Annotated in this window: 12 protein-coding genes, 2 tRNA genes and 3 rRNA genes; 5 read left to right on the top strand and 12 right to left on the bottom strand. The window is 43.9% G+C overall.

Going from position 1 to position 20,467, the window contains the following annotated elements:
* Nucleotides 1-51: 51 nt before the first annotated feature.
* From I3B46_RS00350 to sodA, 3 genes are all read right to left on the bottom strand, one after another.
* Nucleotides 52-1,515 carry a J domain-containing protein gene (locus tag I3B46_RS00350; RefSeq protein ID WP_053110897.1) on the bottom strand — a complete coding sequence of 488 codons (1,464 nt, stop codon included), beginning with the start codon at nt 1,513-1,515 and terminating at the stop codon, nt 52-54.
* Nucleotides 1,515-3,212: an Hsp70 family protein gene (locus I3B46_RS00345; protein ID WP_014657134.1), complete on the bottom strand. Its 1,698-nt coding sequence runs from the start codon at nt 3,210-3,212 to the stop codon at nt 1,515-1,517. Before I3B46_RS00345 ends, I3B46_RS00350 begins: the two co-directional genes overlap by 1 nt.
* Nucleotides 3,213-3,419: 207 nt before the next feature.
* Nucleotides 3,420-4,046 carry a superoxide dismutase [Mn] gene (gene sodA / locus I3B46_RS00340; RefSeq protein WP_014657135.1) on the bottom strand — a complete coding sequence of 209 codons (627 nt, stop codon included), beginning with the start codon at nt 4,044-4,046 and terminating at the stop codon, nt 3,420-3,422.
* Between the two features lie 423 nt (nt 4,047-4,469).
* Here sodA and acs point away from each other — a divergent pair, with 423 nt between their 5' ends.
* From acs to actP, 3 genes are all read left to right on the top strand, one after another.
* A complete protein-coding gene (gene acs, locus I3B46_RS00335; RefSeq protein ID WP_004916080.1) occupies nt 4,470-6,425 on the top strand; it encodes an acetate--CoA ligase in 1,956 nt (651 codons plus the stop codon).
* 67 nt (nt 6,426-6,492) lie between these two features.
* On the top strand, nt 6,493-6,804 hold the full coding sequence (locus I3B46_RS00330) for a DUF485 domain-containing protein (protein WP_004916081.1): 312 nt from the start codon (nt 6,493-6,495) through the stop codon (nt 6,802-6,804).
* Nucleotides 6,801-8,450 carry a cation/acetate symporter ActP gene (gene actP / locus I3B46_RS00325; protein WP_004916106.1) on the top strand — a complete coding sequence of 550 codons (1,650 nt, stop codon included), beginning with the start codon at nt 6,801-6,803 and terminating at the stop codon, nt 8,448-8,450. The genes I3B46_RS00330 and actP overlap by 4 nt, the downstream gene beginning before the upstream one ends.
* Before the next feature lie 78 nt (nt 8,451-8,528).
* Here actP and I3B46_RS00320 read toward each other — a convergent pair whose 3' ends face one another.
* The 6 genes from I3B46_RS00320 to I3B46_RS00295 all read right to left on the bottom strand — a co-directional run bounded on the left by I3B46_RS00320 (nt 8,529) and on the right by I3B46_RS00295 (nt 14,872).
* Complete coding sequence (locus I3B46_RS00320) at nt 8,529-8,957, bottom strand: hypothetical protein (RefSeq protein WP_014657136.1); 429 nt, start codon at nt 8,955-8,957, stop codon at nt 8,529-8,531.
* 395 nt (nt 8,958-9,352) lie between these two features.
* Nucleotides 9,353-9,468 (bottom strand): 5S ribosomal RNA (rrf, locus tag I3B46_RS00315).
* 130 nt (nt 9,469-9,598) lie between these two features.
* Nucleotides 9,599-12,610 (bottom strand): 23S ribosomal RNA (locus I3B46_RS00310).
* Between the two features lie 325 nt (nt 12,611-12,935).
* Nucleotides 12,936-13,011, bottom strand: a tRNA-Ala gene (locus I3B46_RS00305).
* 180 nt (nt 13,012-13,191) lie between these two features.
* Nucleotides 13,192-13,268, bottom strand: a tRNA-Ile gene (locus I3B46_RS00300).
* A 64-nt stretch (nt 13,269-13,332) separates the two neighbouring features.
* A 16S ribosomal RNA gene (locus tag I3B46_RS00295) occupies nt 13,333-14,872 on the bottom strand.
* The 16S, 23S and 5S rRNA genes sit together here with 2 tRNA genes alongside, the layout of an rRNA operon.
* 513 nt (nt 14,873-15,385) lie before the next feature.
* Between I3B46_RS00295 and I3B46_RS00290 the strand changes: the two genes are divergently transcribed.
* Both I3B46_RS00290 and mdtD read left to right on the top strand, forming a co-directional pair.
* Nucleotides 15,386-16,084, top strand: a complete 699-nt coding sequence (locus I3B46_RS00290) for a FadR/GntR family transcriptional regulator (RefSeq protein ID WP_004923944.1) — start codon at nt 15,386-15,388, stop codon at nt 16,082-16,084.
* 49 nt (nt 16,085-16,133) lie between these two features.
* Nucleotides 16,134-17,540, top strand: coding sequence for a multidrug transporter subunit MdtD (gene mdtD, locus I3B46_RS00285; RefSeq protein WP_004923945.1), 1,407 nt, complete (start codon nt 16,134-16,136; stop codon nt 17,538-17,540).
* Here the strand turns inward: mdtD and rbsR are convergent.
* From rbsR to rbsB, 3 genes are all read right to left on the bottom strand, one after another.
* The gene (gene rbsR, locus I3B46_RS00280; protein WP_014657138.1) at nt 17,537-18,538 is read right to left on the bottom strand and encodes a ribose operon transcriptional repressor RbsR; all 1,002 of its coding nucleotides are present in this window, start codon (nt 18,536-18,538) and stop codon (nt 17,537-17,539) included. The genes mdtD and rbsR overlap by 4 nt on opposite strands.
* 3 nt (nt 18,539-18,541) lie before the next feature.
* On the bottom strand, nt 18,542-19,471 hold the full coding sequence (rbsK, locus tag I3B46_RS00275; RefSeq protein ID WP_004923951.1) for a ribokinase: 930 nt from the start codon (nt 19,469-19,471) through the stop codon (nt 18,542-18,544).
* A gap of 81 nt (nt 19,472-19,552) precedes the next feature.
* Entirely contained in the window at nt 19,553-20,443 is an 891-nt protein-coding gene (rbsB, locus tag I3B46_RS00270) for a ribose ABC transporter substrate-binding protein RbsB (protein ID WP_014657139.1), read from the bottom strand.
* Nucleotides 20,444-20,467: the final 24 nt, after the last annotated feature.

The following is a 20,467-nucleotide window of genomic DNA, read 5'->3' as shown; positions in this document are numbered from 1 at the left end:
GGCTTTAAATTCAATGAACTCATCATTATCACGTTGAACGAGCATCAGAGTTCAATTTACTAGAAATTCTGTAAAATACTTCAATAAGTTATGCATAGCACTATAATAAATCAAATAGATAATAACTAACCAAACGAGTGAAAACCATGAAAACTTAAAGTACTCCAAAAATTTCCATGGACTCGCAAACACCCGATACATCATTATGCCCGGTCTGCGTATACTAGGTTTATCTTTCGGCCATGCATACCAAAAAAGCCACATAAGAATAAAAATCACCATCGCTTGTGCACCATGTGCAGGCCCAATATCCAAGCCAGTGATAAAGAATAAGAGTACCTCAGACAGACCAAGAAAAAAGATCAGGATAACGAATAACGTTATAAAAAATTCACTGACCAAAAATACAGTGAATGCTTTTTTCCTAGAATGAAGCCCAAACATAATCAGGTCATTGAAAAATAAATAGAATAAAATAATCACACCAGCAACTATTGCCACGCCGCTATTAACATCAGGCTGAGTAGCAACCATGTTCAATAACAATCCCCAAAAAATACATAAGAAGACCCCGCGCCAGTTGAACGCTAGCCTAGGCTGCTGTATGAAAGATAAAATAGCAGGGTTAAATTTATCCTTTAGCTCTGGGTATTCACTGGTTCGTTGTTTCACTTGCTCAGCGATTTGAGGGATCAATCCAGGTATCAAGCGAACTTTATAAGAAACTTTCTCATTTTTACTCGTCAGTACACGTAAAGATTGAGAAACGATATAGTCTCCATGGACAGCATCAATCTGACACTGCTTCCATGCTCGAGCCACCTCAGTCTGGCGTAGCTGTTCAGTTAATGCGTTTTGAATATAAAACGGGATAATTTGCTCTGAGTTATATTCATCAAGCCGCCAGCCTAATAGAGACGAAACATGTTCCACAACAGCTTCGGTTAAACCTTCTTGCTCTGATAATGCCCACGCAAAATCTTGATGAAATTGCTGATGTGTCTGCAAACTGCCTTTTTGAGAGACGTTTTCCCACAATTCGACTAATTCACGTTTTGCCGCGTTTTCATCAATAATAAACAGCTTCGCGAGCCAATCAATTAACTCTTGGGTATAAGCTGTTTCAACAACCGGTAATTCATTAATCGATGGTTGATAATCATCTAACAACACATCTGAAAATGGGTAAGTAATCTGAATTTCAGACAGCTCTTGCTGTTGTTGATCATCATTAACGGCTTCTTCATTAACAGCCTCTTGGTGTAAGAGGCTTTCTAAATGAGGCACATCAACGTCTATATTCGCCTGCTCTTCAACATATTCATCATCGGCAGATTCATCATCATAAATAGCGTAAGCGGCATATCTTTTTGCCTCCTCAAAAGCTTCACGTAATTGTTGATACTCTTCAGGGTGGCTATCGGGTCGATATTTTTTTACCTGCCGCGCATAAGCACGCCGAATTTCCTTTTCATCGTTTGTTTGAGTGATTCCCAATGTTTGCCATATACTCATTAATGCGAGTCTCCCTCATAGCGACTCAAAAATTGTTCCACTTGTTGACGAATGGCCGCAATACGGCGTGGATCTTGGCTATCGAGCGCTCTTTCAAACTCCGTTGTGACTTGATCCATCCAATAGCGATCCTCACCCAGTAAAAACTCATATAACCGAGCACAGCGTGACAATAACACGCGATTCTCTTTTCTATCCCTCGGATGCTGTTTTAAATCAGCAATTTTTAATAAGCTTTGTTCGATTTGCGCTTCATTCATTTGCCCCGGAACTTTCTCTATCACTAGCCGAAACACCTCAGGGTTACCTTGATAACGACACTCAACTTCTAGTAATCCATCAACGGTATAGGTAAACCGGACATCAATATCCACTTCTCCAGCAGGCTTCTGAGGGATATCAATCGCCATCTCCCCCAAAAATACGTTATCTTGGACGCGACGCGCTTCCCCCTGATAAATCTTTAATAAAATCATTTTTTGGTTATCTTCAATCGTGCTGACCGTTTGCATCTTGCTCACAGGTAAAAAGGTATTTCGCTCAATTAAAGGTAAAAAATAACCCGAATCATAATGGGTTCCGTTTCTTTTTGAGGTTTCAATCCCCAAAGAAAATGGCATTACGTCGGTTAAAATAACATCATCAAGGGCTGTATCTGCCATCACCATACCCGCTTGAACCCCTGCACCTAATGCAACGGCTTCATCTGGATTAAGGTCATGGCGAGGAAAACGTCCAAACAGACGCGCTACCGTTTGTCGGATAAGTGGCATTCGTGTTGCACCACCAACTAATAAGATGTCGTCCAAATCATTAAGAGTAAAACGAGAATCATGCAAAGCCTGCAAAATAGGTTGTTGCAATCGTGCTAATAAAGATTGACAACAAGAAGCTAGCTCCTGATCTGTCATTGTCCAATGCCAATCCTGATCATTCCACCGTAGCGAAGCCGTCGCTTCATTGCTTTGACCTAATGCGATTTTTAATGTTTCTGCTTGTTTGAGTAATTCCGCGCGAATATCTGCTTGGGCTTCTTTCAGTTCAGGATGCTGCTTTAACATCCACAGATAAATAGCTTCACTGAAATCATCACCGCCTAAACGGACATCGCCACTACTCGCGCAAACCTCAATAACGCCTTCAAACATATCAATTATCGAAACATCAAACGTTCCCCCACCAAGGTCAAAGGTTAGGTATTTGTGTTCTTTGTTTTCGAGTAACCCAAAGGCCAACGATGCCGCAGTAGGTTCATTCAATAACCTTAAAACATTTAGCCCAGCGAGTTGTCCCGCTGTTTTAACCGCCCGACGCTGAACATCATTAAAATAAGCAGGAACCGTGATCACTGCATCTTTAACGGGGTAACCAAGCCAAGCTTCAACATCCTCTTTTAATTGCCGTAATAATAAAGCAGAAAGCTCCTCAGCCCGAAAAGTCAGAGAGCCTAATGATAACGTTGCGTCCGTGCCCATAAAGCGCTTAAAGCTGGCTTGGGTTAAATGGGGGTGACTCTGTAGACGTTCACGAGCGAATTTTCCGACCAAGATCTGGTCATCATCATCAAGAGCAACAACAGATGGCGTTAAAACATCACCTTGTTTATTGGGTACTAATACCGCTCGCCCTTCAATCCATAAACTCACTGCACTATTACTGGTCCCAAGATCAATCCCCATAACCATGTCAGCCGCCATATTATCTCCCTTATCATTCACTTTATTGAATTATTACTGGATAGAATATCAATCTGTTTTTTGTACTTATGAGACACATTATGAACAAAACACAAGATATTAAAACGAGACAAAGCTGAGATTAATAGAAAAAAGAAAAAGAGAGGCATAAAAAAAGCGCAACCCCAAAAGGGTTACGCCCATCTAATTATCATTTAATTTAATGAATTATTTAGTTTTTTCTGCAAAACGTTTTGCAGCTTCATCCCAGTTAACGACTGACCAGAATGCTTTGATGTAGTCAGGACGACGGTTTTGATATTTCAGATAATAAGCGTGTTCCCAAACATCAAGGCCAATAATTGGGTAACCTGAAGTACCAGAAATCGCTTCACCCATCAGAGGGCTGTCTTGGTTAGCTGTAGAAACAACCGCTAGCTTACCGTCATCTTTTAGAACTAGCCATGCCCAGCCAGAACCAAAACGAGAAGCTGCTGCTTTCTCAAATTGTTCTTTGAAAGCGTCAACACTACCAAAATCACGCTCGATAGCTGCTTTCAGATCACCGCTTAGTTCAGTACCTAATTTTAGGCCTTTCCAGAACAGGCTGTGGTTTGAGTGACCACCAGCATTGTTACGAACAAAAGTACGTTGATCAGCAGGAACTTTATCCAATTGTTGGATCAGATCATCAATGTCTAGGTTAGCCAGTTCAGGTAATTTTTCTAACGCAGTGTTAGTGTTGTTAACGTAGGTTTGATGATGCTTGGTGTGATGGATTTCCATTGTTTGCTTATCGAAATGAGGTTCCAGCGCATCATAAGCATAAGGTAAAGCAGGTAATGTATAGCTCATTGTATTTGTCTCCAGTGACTTATTGACATATACCTCTATATCTCTCACTCAATGCCAAGACACATAGGGTATACACTTCAGAAACTTCACACCTTGTGAGTCGGTATCAATTATAGTTATTTTACTGTTAATGAAAATCATTATCAAACCCATGATATTTATATGGTCTTTCTCATCAACTATCATTGTTGATTTATTTAGCAACTAATACCAATATCGCCCTGCTTTGTTTTTCTTTAATTCTACCCTTATACAGATAATCAGATGATTAATCTAATTGACGATTTCGCATCAAATGATAATCCTGTTAAATCCATTACAATTAATACGTGATCTCCCGCTCAAAAGAAAAACAAATTTATATTTCCTGCTTTAGTTAACCATTTTTTGACATAGTATTAACATCTGCAAGGAGATAAAAATATGACTCAAATAACTAAGCATCCCGTTACTGCTGAAATTGCAGAAAATGCCCTGATAAACGAGCAACAGTACAACAATGAGTATCAACTCTCTATTCAAGACCCTGAAACGTTTTGGGGGGAGAAAGGAAAGGTTGTTGATTGGATTAAGCCGTATACCCGAGTAAAAAACACCTCCTTCGATCCTGGCCATATCAGCATTCGCTGGTTTGAAGATGGCACCCTTAACTTAAGCGCTAACTGTTTAGATCGTCATCTGGCAGATAAGGGCGATCAAACCGCAATCATATGGGAAGGTGATGACCCTTCTCAATCAAAAAATGTCACTTACCGTGAACTGCATCATGATGTTAGTCAGTTCGCTAACGTATTAAAACAACATGGTATTCGTAAAGGCGATGTTGTCGCGATTTACATGCCAATGGTGGTTGAAGCTGCCGTCGCAATGTTAGCTTGTGCTCGCATTGGGGCGATTCATACTGTTATCTTTGCTGGCTTCTCTCCAGAAGCGGTATCGGGTCGTGTTATCGACTGTAAAGCAAAACTGATTATTACAGCCGATGAAGGCCTACGTGCTGGCCGCTCAATACCTCTCAAGAAAAACGTTGATGACGCATTAACCAATGCCAATGTCACCACCGTTAAGAATGTCATTGTCTACCGTCGTACTGGGAATGTTCCAAGCTGGGTAGAAGGGCGTGACCTATGGTGGCACGATGTGATTGATGGCGTCAGCGCCGACTGCCCACCTGAAGAAATGAACGCAGAAGACCCATTATTCATTCTGTATACTTCAGGCTCAACAGGTAAACCAAAAGGTGTACTGCATACTACTGGCGGTTATTTAGTCTATGCAACACTCACCTTTAAATATACTTTCGACTACCATCCCGGTGAAGTGTATTGGTGTACTGCCGATGTTGGCTGGGTAACGGGTCACAGCTATTTGTTATATGGCCCTCTATCTAATGGTGCCAAAACATTGATGTTTGAAGGCGTGCCTAACTACCCTGCGGTCAATCGCATGAGCCAAGTGGTTGATAAGCACCAAGTTAATATCCTGTATACCGCGCCGACTGCTATCCGCGCCCTAATGGCTGAAGGTGATAAAGCCATTGAAGGCACCAACCGTAGCTCGTTGCGTATCCTAGGATCCGTTGGTGAACCTATCAACCCTGAAGCATGGGAATGGTTCTATAAGAAGATTGGTGATAGTCGTTGCCCAATTGTTGATACATGGTGGCAAACAGAAACTGGCGGCTTTATGATCACTCCGCTGCCGGGAGCGACCATGCTAAAACCAGGCTCAGCAACGTTACCTTTCTTCGGGGTTCGTCCTGCTCTTGTTGATAATCTTGGGGAACCATTAGAAGGTGCAACAGAGGGTAACCTCGTCATTGTTGATTCATGGCCTGGTCAAGCACGTACCTTATTTGGTGACCACGAGCGTTTTGAGCAAACCTACTTTTCTACTTTTAAAGGTATGTATTTCAGTGGCGATGGTGCTCGCCGCGATGAAGATGGCTATTTCTGGATCACGGGCCGTGTTGATGATGTATTAAATATTTCCGGTCACCGCCTAGGTACTGCTGAAATTGAATCTGCATTAGTTGCACACCCAAAAATTGCAGAAGCAGCCGTTGTTGGTATTCCTCATAATATTAAGGGGCAAGCTATCTATGCTTATGTCACCTTAATTTCGGGGGAAGAGCCTTCACCTGAGCTATATACCGAAGTTCGTAATTGGGTTCGAAAAGAAATCGGTCCAATTGCAACACCTGATGTTCTACACTGGACGGACTCTTTACCTAAAACCCGCTCCGGTAAGATCATGCGCCGTATCCTACGTAAAATTGCCTCAGGAGATACTAGTAACTTAGGAGATACTTCCACACTGGCAGATCCTGGCGTTGTCGAAAAACTACTCGAAGAAAAACAATCAATGAGTATGTCATAAGCCTGAAGGTCGCCTTTATGGCGACCTTACATACATTCCAATAAGACGATAACAGAGGAGAACTCTGATGAATGCTACTGCTTATCAAGAGGTAGAGAATAACCCTCGCTTTAAAGAATTGGTAAGGAAACGCGGTCGATTTTCATGGTTGTTGTCAGCTATCACATTAATATTGTATGTCGGTTTTATCTTTCTTATTGCTTTTAACCCAAGTTGGCTTGGAACGCCGATTAGTGAAGGATCCTATATCACACGAGGTATACCTATTGGTGTAGGATTGATTGTCATCTCTTTCTTATTAACTGGCCTATATGTTATTCGGGCAAATGGTGAATACGACCGTTTAACGGCTGAAATCTTAAAAGAGGTGCAAAAATGATAAAACTCCTTCCTCTCATCTTACTTTTCGCCTCTTCAGCCGCATTTTCTGATGCACTGACAGGGGATGTCGAGCGGCAACCTGTGAATATTCAAGCCATTATCATGTTCTTGTTATTCGTCGGGTTTACTCTCTATATTACTTATTGGGCATCTAAAAGAACACGTTCTCGCTCAGACTACTACACCGCAGGCGGTAAAATTACAGGTTTTCAAAATGGGATGGCCATTGCGGGTGACTTTATGTCCGCAGCCTCATTCTTAGGTATTTCAGCACTGGTTTACACCTCCGGTTATGATGGCTTGATCTACTCTATCGGCTTCTTAATTGGCTGGCCTATTATTCTTTTCTTAATTGCTGAACGCTTACGTAACCTCGGTCGTTATACCTTCGCCGATGTTGCGTCATATCGATTAAAACAAAGACCAATACGGATACTGTCTGCCGTTGGCTCTCTTGTTGTCGTTGCACTCTACCTCATTGCACAAATGGTTGGTGCAGGGAAGTTGATCGAACTACTGTTTGGTCTTAATTACCATGTTGCCGTCGTAATTGTAGGTATTTTGATGGTGTTATACGTCCTATTTGGTGGAATGTTAGCCACTACATGGGTACAAATCATCAAAGCAATTCTCTTATTAGCAGGCGCAACATTTATGGCCGTAATGGTCATGAAACATGTTGGTTTCAATTTCAATACCCTATTTAAAGAAGCCGTCGAAGTACATAAAAATGGCATTGCCATTATGAGCCCAGGAGGATTAGTTTCAGATCCTATATCGGCTTTATCACTTGGGCTAGCGCTGATGTTTGGTACAGCAGGGCTACCTCATATCATTATGCGTTTCTTTACGGTCAGTGACGCGAAAGAAGCTCGTAAGAGTGTGTTCTATGCAACAGGTTTCATTGGCTACTTCTATATTTTAACTTTCATTATCGGTTTTGGTGCGATTGTTCTTGTTAGTGCAAACCCTGACTTTAAAGATGCAGCAGGCAAATTGATCGGTGGAACAAACATGGCCGCCGTACACCTTGCAGATGCCGTCGGAGGGAACTTCTTCCTTGGCTTTATTTCTGCTGTTGCTTTCGCCACGATATTAGCTGTTGTTGCGGGGCTAACACTCGCCGGCGCCTCAGCGGTTTCCCATGACCTTTATGCCATGGCAATCAAAGACGGTAAGGCAAATGAAAAAGAGGAGTTACGTGTATCCAAAATTACGGTAGTGATCTTAGGCTTTGTTGCTATCGGGTTAGGTATTTTGTTCGAAAACCAAAATATCGCCTTCATGGTAGGCCTCGCATTCTCTATCGCTGCAAGCTGTAACTTCCCTATCATCCTGTTATCGATGTATTGGAAGAAATTAACAACACGTGGTGCCTTAGCAGGCGGATGGTTAGGACTTATTACCGCCGTTGTGCTGATGATATTAGGGCCAACTATTTGGGTAAGCATCTTACATCATGAGAAACCTATCTATCCTTATGAGTATCCTGCATTCTTCTCGATGATAGTGGCATTTGTCGCTTCTTGGTTATTCTCTATCACAGATAACTCAGAAAGAGGCAAATTCGAGAGAGAACGCTTTAGAGAGCAATTTGTACGTTCACAAATTGGCTTAGGTATTGAGCAAGGTAAATCTCACTAACCCTTAATATTACCTCTAGAAAGAAACATAAAAAAGCGGCTCTTAATAAGCCGCTTTTTTAATCTGTATAAAACCACGTTACCTCGCATAAGTCATTTTTTCAGTGTTTACCCACTCATCAACTAACTCAAAAAAGCGTGCTGGTTGGTTTTTTACTTCGACTTTAAAGTTCTCAAACTCAGATTTGTTATTAGGTACATACATTGATAATAATATATTTAACGATATTTCTTTGTTCGCAAATTTCTGGCTAATATTAAATGCCTTATAGAGGATCGCCGCCAATACAAAACTAACCACTGCTATACCAGCCATAGCAGCAAAACTGTAATCTATGTGTAGAAGCTGGCGAGCCTCATTCAGTAGTAAGAAAGGCGTAAAAAACATCACCAGCAGAGATAAGATAATTGCCCCATCTTGACCATTGTTGAATTCGTGTTCCTTTTGCTTATTAACGGCAACAATATCCCTAAATATTTGGCTATTAACAGATTTTATATTCTTCATTATATTCACCTTGATAAACAAGCGCATTATCGTGTGTAAAAATCATTCATAACAACTAATTAAGTTACTTATTGATAGTATATGTTTAACTTTTTGCAACATCAATTTAACATTTGTTATCTATTTTAATGGGAAAGTATCTTAAGAAGAGTAGGTAAATAGAAGATATAGAACAACAAACCCGATGATCACAAAACCGTGTTTATGGCCTATCTATTGATATTAAAAGTAAAGTTGAAAAATGATCTAACTTAAACGGATTTTATTTAACATTTAAACAAATTAATTTATAAAAAATTAATTATTAAAGTTATAAAGCTTGCTTATCGATACTCATTACCTTTTTCCCAAACGCAAAAAAGCCACCCGATGGGTGGCTTTCTCACTGATTTGATGTCTGGCAGTTCCCTACTCTCACATGGGGAGACCCCACACTACCATCGGCGCTACGGCGTTTCACTGCTGAGTTCGGCATGGGGTCAGGTGGGACCACCGCGCTATTGCCGCCAGACAAATTCGGTTTCGTTCCCGTTTGCGTCGACACCGCAAACCAGAACTGCAATCTTGAACAAGCTGATTTCTCGCACCACTCTATCTCGTGCACTTCAACAATCGTCTCTCTAAAACACCTTCGGTGTTGTCAGGTTAAGCCTCACGGTTCATTAGTACTGGTTAGCTCAACGTATCGCTACGCTTACACACCCAGCCTATCAACGTCTTCGTCTTAAACGTTCCTTTAGGACCCTTAAAGAGTCAGGGAAGACTCATCTCAAGGCAAGTTTCCCGCTTAGATGCTTTCAGCGGTTATCTCTTCCGCACTTAGCTACCGGGCAGTGCCATTGGCATGACAACCCGAACACCAGCGGTGCGTCCACTCCGGTCCTCTCGTACTAGGAGCAGCCCCTTTCAATCTTCCAACGCCCACGGCAGATAGGGACCGAACTGTCTCACGACGTTCTAAACCCAGCTCGCGTACCACTTTAAATGGCGAACAGCCATACCCTTGGGACCTACTTCAGCCCCAGGATGTGATGAGCCGACATCGAGGTGCCAAACACCGCCGTCGATATGAACTCTTGGGCGGTATCAGCCTGTTATCCCCGGAGTACCTTTTATCCGTTGAGCGATGGCCCTTCCATTCAGAACCACCGGATCACTAAGACCTACTTTCGTACCTGCTCGAGCCGTCACTCTCGCAGTCAAGCTGGCTTATGCCTTTGCACTAACCGCATGATGTCCGACCATGCTTAGCCAACCTTCGTGCTCCTCCGTTACGCTTTGGGAGGAGACCGCCCCAGTCAAACTACCCACCAGACACTGTCCGCACCCCAGATTATGGGGCTACGTTAGAACATCAAACATTAAAGGGTGGTATTTCAAGGTTGGCTCCATGCAGACTGGCGTCCACACTTCAAAGCCTCCCACCTATCCTACACATCAAGGCTCAATGTTCAGTGTCAAGCTATAGTAAAGGTTCACGGGGTCTTTCCGTCTTGCCGCGGGTACACTGCATCTTCACAGCGAGTTCAATTTCACTGAGTCTCGGGTGGAGACAGCCTGGCCATCATTACGCCATTCGTGCAGGTCGGAACTTACCCGACAAGGAATTTCGCTACCTTAGGACCGTTATAGTTACGGCCGCCGTTTACTGGGGCTTCGATCAAGAGCTTCTCCTTACGGATAACCCCATCAATTAACCTTCCAGCACCGGGCAGGCGTCACACCGTATACGTCCACTTTCGTGTTTGCACAGTGCTGTGTTTTTAATAAACAGTTGCAGCCAGCTGGTATCTGCGACTGGCTTCAGCTCCATGGGTAAACCACTTCACCTAATGCCAGCGTGCCTTCTCCCGAAGTTACGGCACCATTTTGCCTAGTTCCTTCACCCGAGTTCTCTCAAGCGCCTGAGTATTCTCTACCTGACCACCTGTGTCGGTTTGGGGTACGATTAATGATAATCTAGAGCTTAGAGGCTTTTCCTGGAAGCGGGGCATGAGCTACTTCGCCACCGTAGTGACTCGTCATCAGACCTCAGTGTATAGCGAACCGGATTTGCCTAATTCACCCACCTACATCCTTAAACCGGGACAACCGTCGCCCGGCCAGCCTAGCCTTCTCCGTCCCCCCATCGCAATTATCACCAGTACAGGAATATTAACCTGTTTCCCATCGACTACGCATTTCTGCCTCGCCTTAGGGGTCGACTCACCCTGCCCCGATTAACGTTGGACAGGAACCCTTGGTCTTCCGGCGTGCGGGTTTTTCACCCGCATTATCGTTACTTATGTCAGCATTCGCACTTCTGATACCTCCAGCATGCCTCGCAGCACACCTTCACAGGCTTACAGAACGCTCCCCTACCCAACAACATTTACATGTCGCTGCCGCAGCTTCGGTGCATGGTTTAGCCCCGTTACATCTTCCGCGCAGGCCGACTCGACCAGTGAGCTATTACGCTTTCTTTAAATGATGGCTGCTTCTAAGCCAACATCCTGGCTGTCTGAGCCTTCCCACTTCGTTTCCCACTTAACCATGACTTTGGGACCTTAGCTGGCGGTCTGGGTTGTTTCCCTCTTCACGACGAACGTTAGCACCCGCCGTGTGTCTCCCGTGATAACATTCTTCGGTATTCGTAGTTTGCATCGGGTTGGTAAGTCGGGATGACCCCCTAGCCGAAACAGTGCTCTACCCCCGAAGATGAGTTCACGAGGCGCTACCTAAATAGCTTTCGGGGAGAACCAGCTATCTCCCGGTTTGATTGGCCTTTCACCCCCAGCCACAAGTCATCCGCTAATTTTTCAACATTAGTCGGTTCGGTCCTCCAGTTAGTGTTACCCAACCTTCAACCTGCCCATGGCTAGATCACCGGGTTTCGGGTCTATACCCTGCAACTCATTCGCCCAGTTAAGACTCGGTTTCCCTACGGCTCCCCTATTCGGTTAACCTTGCTACAGAATATAAGTCGCTGACCCATTATACAAAAGGTACGCAGTCACCCCACCACTAAGCCCCCTTTGCTTGATTTTTTGGGTTGGGCGTCACAAAGGACGTTCCGCCAACCGCCATCAAGTAAGGATGACGCTGTGATGACTCACCACTGGCTTAGTGGTGGGGCTCCCACTGCTTGTACGTACACGGTTTCAGGTTCTATTTCACTCCCCTCGCCGGGGTTCTTTTCGCCTTTCCCTCACGGTACTGGTTCACTATCGGTCAATCAGGAGTATTTAGCCTTGGAGGATGGTCCCCCCATATTCAGACAGGATAACACGTGTCCCGCCCTACTCGTCGAGTTCACAACACCAACACCTTCGGATACGGGGCTATCACCCTTTATTGCCGGCCTTTCCAGACCGTTCTCCTGATGCTGATGCTGATTAAGACTCTGGGCTGCTCCCCGTTCGCTCGCCGCTACTAGGGGAATCTCGGTTGATTTCTTTTCCTCGGGGTACTGAGATGTTTCAGTTCCCCCGGTTCGCCTCGTTTGACTATGGATTCATCAAACGATAGTGCAACGAATTGCACTGGGTTTCCCCATTCGGACATCGTCGGTTATAACGGTTCATATCACCTTACCGACGCTTTTCGCAGATTAGCACGTCCTTCATCGCCTCTGATTGCCTAGGCATCCACCGTGTACGCTTAGTCGCTTAACCTCACAACCCGAAATTGTTTCAACGATCACCTGACTGTCATGGCTGTGCGTGGTGAACTTCTGCGTTGGGCAGTGCTCGCAATGCTCACGTACTCCTGTACGCTGCGCTTGCTGCGCGCTGTCCGCCTTGAATTTCACCCTGCTCGCTCATGCCACTCGTTTGAATGACCGAAAATTTCAGGTTTGAAATTTTGAGAGACTCTCACATTGTTTAAGCGATAAACAATGTGCGTTGTTTCAATTTTCAGCTTGTTCCAGATTGTTAAAGAGCATAATTATTCGCAATAGACTAAAACTAATCTATTCTGAATAATTCAAAAATATTATGGTGGAGCTAAGCGGGATCGAACCGCTGACCTCCTGCGTGCAAGGCAGGCGCTCTCCCAGCTGAGCTATAGCCCCATAACAGGTTTAACAGTATCAATTAATCTCTTTGTAAGTTTCTTTACTTGGAGATCTTTTTTCTTAGGCAAGCACGTTTTTGCTATGCTTAAGTTGGTTAATTTTGTTTAGACTAGGCGTGGATTAGCGACGTTTACAATAAGTAAACGAGCTGAGCCACAACGACGTATTAACAAAATTTGGTAGGCCTGAGTGGACTTGAACCACCGACCTCACCCTTATCAGGGGTGCGCTCTAACCACCTGAGCTACAAGCCTATTGATACCGTTGACTCTTTCATCAGACAATCTGTGTGAACACTTCACAAAAACACTTCAACGGTAAGGAGGTGATCCAACCGCAGGTTCCCCTACGGTTACCTTGTTACGACTTCACCCCAGTCATGGATCACAAAGTGGTAAGCGCCCTCCCGAAGGTTAAGCTACCTACTTCTTTTGCAACCCACTCCCATGGTGTGACGGGCGGTGTGTACAAGGCCCGGGAACGTATTCACCGTAGCATTCTGATCTACGATTACTAGCGATTCCGACTTCATGGAGTCGAGTTGCAGACTCCAATCCGGACTACGACGTACTTTATGAGTTCCGCTTGCTCTCGCGAGGTCGCTTCTCTTTGTATACGCCATTGTAGCACGTGTGTAGCCCTACTCGTAAGGGCCATGATGACTTGACGTCATCCCCACCTTCCTCCGGTTTATCACCGGCAGTCTCCTTTGAGTTCCCGACCGAATCGCTGGCAACAAAGGATAAGGGTTGCGCTCGTTGCGGGACTTAACCCAACATTTCACAACACGAGCTGACGACAGCCATGCAGCACCTGTCTCAGAGTTCCCGAAGGCACTTAAGCATCTCTGCCAAATTCTCTGGATGTCAAGAGTAGGTAAGGTTCTTCGCGTTGCATCGAATTAAACCACATGCTCCACCGCTTGTGCGGGCCCCCGTCAATTCATTTGAGTTTTAACCTTGCGGCCGTACTCCCCAGGCGGTCGATTTAACGCGTTAGCTCCGGAAGCCACTCCTCTAGGGAACAACCTCCAAATCGACATCGTTTACAGCGTGGACTACCAGGGTATCTAATCCTGTTTGCTCCCCACGCTTTCGCACCTGAGCGTCAGTCTTTGTCCAGGGGGCCGCCTTCGCCACCGGTATTCCTCCACATCTCTACGCATTTCACCGCTACACATGGAATTCTACCCCCCTCTACAAGACTCTAGCTAACCAGTCTTAGATGCCATTCCCAGGTTAAGCCCGGGGATTTCACATCTAACTTAATTAACCGCCTGCGTGCGCTTTACGCCCAGTAATTCCGATTAACGCTTGCACCCTCCGTATTACCGCGGCTGCTGGCACGGAGTTAGCCGGTGCTTCTTCTGTCGGTAACGTCAATCGTTGATGGTATTAACATCAACGCCTTCCTCCCGACTGAAAGTACTTTACAACCCTAGGGCCTTCTTCATACACGCGGCATGGCTGCATCAGGCTTGCGCCCATTGTGCAATATTCCCCACTGCTGCCTCCCGTAGGAGTCTGGGCCGTGTCTCAGTCCCAGTGTGGCTGATCATCCTCTCAGACCAGCTAGGGATCGTCGCCTAGGTAAGCCATTACCTTACCTACTAGCTAATCCCATATGGGTTCATCCGACAGCGCAAGGCCCGAAGGTCCCCTGCTTTGCTCCTAAGAGATTATGCGGTATTAGCCACCGTTTCCAGTAGTTATCCCCCTCTATCGGGCAGATCCCCATACATTACTCACCCGTCCGCCGCTCGTCAGCGGGAAGCAAGCTCCCCCTGTTACCGCTCGACTTGCATGTGTTAGGCCTGCCGCCAGCGTTCAATCTGAGCCATGATCAAACTCTTCAATTAAAAGCGTTTGATGCTCAAAGAATTAAACTGACTACATTCTTTCATATATGAATTAACGTGTTAGTCACTCTTCAAGACTTTAAAATCAAATATTTTTTTGATAGTGTCCTGTGAGTGCCCACACAGATTGTCTGATAAATTGTTAAAGAGCGTTGCGACTTTATCTTTCGATATTAACCAGTTAGGTCGTTGTCGCGAGGTGATGTATACTACGTTTTTTCGTGAGAAAGTCAAGCGATTATTTTCAACTTTTTCTTTCTTTTTTCACCTCTCGTTGCCACTGGTTTCTTTTCTAACCTGACCACCGAAGTGGTTTGTCGTGACAACGGATGCGCATTATAGGGAGTCAGAAAATTCTAGCAACCCTTATTTTGCATTTTCTTTTCGTTCGCGCTTTTTTTCATCAAAACGGTGATAAATCAACTAAAACAACGGTAGAATTGATTATTTCAGCAGCAATTATCCCCCAACTCACGTAATATAATTGCTCAAGGTTATGTATTGGGACTAATTATGGAATTTAGTGAGCAGCAAACTGCTTCGCAAAAAAACCTTTCTTATCTTATTGCCGAACAGCTAGGCCAAGAGATTTTGAAAGGCACTTATTTACCAAGCTCTATTCTTCCCAGTGAAATAGAGTTATCTGATAAATTCCAAGCCAGCCGCACAGCGATTAGAGAAGCGGTTAAGATGTTAGCAGCAAAAGGGATGTTACTTGCGCGTCCTCGCATTGGCACAAGAGTTATGCCTTCATCCCACTGGAATTTTTTGGATCAAGATCTGCTTAAATGGTGGATAAGCAGTGATGAACAAACGGTCGTTATTAGGCATTTTCATGTTGTAAGACTCGCGATTGAACCGCAAGCTTGCTACCTTGCCGCAAAACATGCCACAGACAAGCAAAATAATTTACTCAAAGCACTCGCCAATGAAATGCAATTATTAGAAAAGCAATTTGATAGGCAACGTTGGATAGATGTTGATCACCGTTTTCATCTAACGATTTATGAAGCTTGTGCCAATCCATTTTTGATCTCCTTTGCCAATTTATTCCGTTCTGTCTATCAATTCTATTTTGATGCGATTACAGAAAATGACGTTATTGAAGTAGACATTCATCAGCAACTGGCAAATGCCATAATAAAAGGTAATAGCGCCAAAGCGTTTGATCTCTGCTATAAGTTATTAACTATTACTGGAAAACAGACCTAACACGATAACTTTCCATGTTTGCTTTAACTTTTTATTTAATAGGTTACCGATGTTAAAAACAGCTAAAAGCATGTCAGGCCTTCCATGGATAGCCGCAATGGCATTTTTCATGCAAGCCCTTGATGCAACCATTTTGAACACGGCGCTACCTGATATCGCCAAAAGCCTCCACCATTCACCACTCGCCATGCAATCTGCGATTGTCAGTTATACATTAACAGTTGCATTATTAATTCCTGTGAGTGGATGGTTTGCAGATAGGTTCGGCACTCGTCGCATTTTTATTATCGCTGTTTCACTGTTTTCCTTTGGTTCCCTTCTTTGTGCGCTATCACCGTCATTGACATTCTTAGTCACCTCCCGCGTTATCCAAGGTATTGGTGGGGCAATGATGATGCCTGTTGCGCGCCTTGCATTGATCCGTGCCTATCCACGCAGTGAATTACTCCCAATATTAAACTTTGTTACTATCCCTGGATTAGTAGGTCCTATCTTAGGCCCTTTACTAGGCGGTGTATTAGTGACTTATGCCACATGGCATTGGATCTTCATTATCAATATTCCGATTGGTATTTTAGGGATCTTGTACGCCTTAAAATCAATGCCTGATTTTAAAATGCCAAAACGTAAGTTTGATGTTCTTGGGTTTATTCTCTTTGGCTTTGGTCTTGTCATGTTATCAGTCAGTCTGGATCTCTTTGGCGACAAGTCCTTGCCCGGTTACATTCCAGCATCCATCGTACTCGGTGGTTTTGTATGCCTATTTCTTTATGTTTTTCATGCTCGACGTATAAAACATGCCATCATTCCGCTGAATTTATTTAAAACCCGTACTTTTAGTATTGGTATTAGCGGTAATATTGCCACTCGATTAGGGACAGGAAGTATTCCATTTTTGATGCCATTAATGTTGCAGGTTGGTTTTGGCTACGAAGCGGTTATCGCCGGTATGATGATGGCTCCAATGGCTATAGGGTCAATTATCGCAAAATCAGCAGTAACTCGGATACTGACTCGCTTTGGTTATCGAAAAACACTGTTTACCGTGACGGTCATTATTAGTTTTATGATAGCTCAGTTTTCTCTCCAGACTCCGACTATGTCTATCTATTTACTGGTGATACCTCTATTTGTGCTTGGTATGGTCATGTCAACGCAATTTACTGCGATGAATACGATTTGCTTAGCTGATTTAACAGATAATAATGCCAGTGCGGGGAATAGTATGTTAGCGGTGACTCAACAGCTATCGATCAGTTTTGGTATTGCAGTCAGTGCGGCAATATTGAGCTTCTATGAAGGCTTACCACATGGGAATACTGTAGATAATTTCCATTACACCTTTATAACTATCGGTGCCATTACATTACTTTCTGCATTTGTCTTCTTGTTGTTGAAGAAAAGTGATGGTCAAAACTTAATAAAAAATAAGTCTAAACCATCAGATAAGAACTAATTTCGTTTAACGGATTGGCGCTCAACCAGTTTGGGCGTCAACACCAAAACGTTAGCGTCGGCTTCAGGGTTATCCATTCGAAAAATAAGCTGGTCGACAGCCAATTTACCCAATTCATCTTTTGGTTGATGAATCGTCGTTAATGGCGGGATCATATAAGGTGATAAGTCGATATCATCGTAGCCAATGATTGAGATATCATCAGGTACTTTCAGTCCTTTACGAAATATCGCCTGATAAGCGCCAACGGCCATGGCATCATTCCCGGCAAAAATAGCTTTAGGTGGGTTAGCAAGCGCCAACAGTTTATTCATTGAATTAAAGCCACCAGCAAATTCAAAATCACTAAAAATAATATATTCATCAGGAATATTCAGCGATGCTTGCTTCATCGCCTGCATGAAACCTTGGAAACGCGCACGTGCTGGTGATTTGTCTTGGGGGCCTGCGATGCAAGCAATTTGGGTGAACCCCGCATCAATTAAATAACGTGCGGCAATCTCCCCGCCAAGAAAAGAGTTATCTTGAATAATATCGCCATCAGACTCAAAGGGAGACCAATCCATCATCACGGTAGGCACTGCGGGATAACGGGAAAGAACCTCTTTTGATGGCCCCTGAACTTCTGTACACATCATCAGTAAACCATCAACGCGTTTCTGTAATAGTGTTTCTAAACTATGATTCATCCGCTGAAGGTCGCCTTCAGTATTACAGAGGATCAAACTATAACCACGTTCATAACAGCTGCGCTCAACCCCACGAACCACTTCTGCATAAAAAGGGTTATTACTGGTTGTTAGTAACATACCTATCGTATTAGTACGATTCATTTTTAAGCTACGAGCTAACGCCGATGGAGCATAATTTAGCTGCTCAATCGCATTTTTGACTCGTAATGTCACACTTTCGCTGACATAGCGATTTTGGTTGATGACATGAGAAACGGTGGATGTCGACACGCCAGCAAGGCGCGCAACATCTTTCATTGTTGCCACAAGCTATTCCTGTTGAGTTAAAAATGCATCGATTTCATTGCGCCATGGTACAGAGGGTTGTGCACCGGGTCGAGTTACCGCAATTGCAGCCGCTGCATGAGCGAAAACAATAGCCTCAGCATCACTTTTCCCTTCAAGTAAAGCGGTAACATAAGCGCCATTAAAGGTATCCCCTGCCGCAATTGTATCGACGGCTTTCACTTTAAATCCAGCGATAATTTTACCTGTTGAACCTTTTTCACTATACCAAACGCCTCTCGCCCCTAACGTAATCATGACTTTACTGATACCTTTATCATGCAATACTTGAGCTGCCGCTTGTGCGCTCTGATCATCTTTGACGGTAATTCCAGTCAAATGCTCCGCTTCTGTTTCATTTGGCGTAATAATATCGACTAAAGCAAGTAACGAGTCAGGAAGAGCTTGGGCAGGTGCAGGGTTTAAGATTACTTTTGTACTGTTTTTTTGTGCAATTTCCGCTGCTAACTGAACCGCTTCAATAGGGGATTCTAATTGCATCAGTACGGCATCTGCATCAATGATTTTTTGCTGATAGTGGTTCACTCTTTCTTTAGTTAAATGCGCATTGGCTCCAGCATGGATACCAATTACGTTTTCACCTTGTTGGTTTACAAAAATCAGTGCAACACCCGTTGTTTCATTATCAACGACATCAATACATTCAACATCAATATGATCATTTTTGAGCTGCGTTTTGATGCTTTGCCCAATGCTATCGTTACCGACGCAAGCAATAAATGTTATGTCAGCACCACTTCGTCCAGCAGCAACCGCCTGATTCGCACCTTTACCACCAAAAGCAACCTGATAGTGATTCCCTCTAACCGTTTCTCCCGGTTGCGGAAATTGCCCGATGTTTAGAATATGATCAGCATTGATACTACCTAAAACCACAAGTTTAGCTGCGCCCATAACATTTATTTCCTTTTGCCTTTTTTATTTTATTCGCAAATAGAGCAAACCGCCGTTAAGGATAACGGCGGTTAATCTTTATTACTTTTTAACAACCAGTTCTAGTTCTACAGGTACTGTTGGCTCGACCTTTTCACCTTTCAAAACTTTATCGGCGATTTGTACACCTACAATGCCAATTTGATCAGGGCGCTGTGCAATTGTTGCGCCTAGTTTGCCCCCTTCAACCGCTTTAATACCATCATTGGTTCCATCGAACCCGACAACTAATACATCATCACGTCCTGCGGTTTGTAACGCTCTTAGCGCCCCTAATGCCATTTCATCATTTTGAGCAAATACCGCTTGCACAGTAGGATGCGCTGTCAGTAGGTTTTGCATCACGTTTAAGCCTTTTGTTCTATCGAAATCAGCAGGCTGGCTGGCTAATACATTAAATTTATGCTCTTTTGCACCGGTATTAAAACCTTCACCGCGTTCACGAGCTGCGGAAGTTCCTGTGATCCCTTCGAGTTGGATCACTTTGGCGTCGTTACCTGTTTTTTCAGCGATAAAATCTGCCGCCATCTTACCGCCCATTCGGTTATCAGAAGCGACATGACTGACTACATCACCTTTGTTAGCTGCGCGGTCTAGGGTGATAACAGGAATTTTTGCTTTATTGGCCATGATAATGGCATTCCCAACCGCATCTGAATCGGTCGGGTTAATCAACATGAGTTTAGTGCCACGAACAGTTAAATCTTGAACGTTAGCTAGCTCTTTAGCAGGGTTATCTTGAGAGTCGAGTACTATTAGTTCGTAACCTAATTTATCGGCTTCTTTTTGAGCACTATCTTTCATTGTCACAAAGAACGGGTTGTTCAGTGTGGAAATAACCAGAGCGATACTCTCTTTCGCCATCGCATTAACACTCACAGTAGCACTTAAAGCGACGGCTGATAGCAAGGTTGCGAGTTTTTTCATTTTCATAATCGTATTCCTGTAGGGTATAAG

Source organism: Providencia sp. 2.29 (assembly GCF_015832305.1).
GTDB lineage: Bacteria > Pseudomonadota > Gammaproteobacteria > Enterobacterales > Enterobacteriaceae > Providencia > Providencia stuartii.
This window is presented reverse-complemented; position numbering and strand designations above follow the sequence as displayed.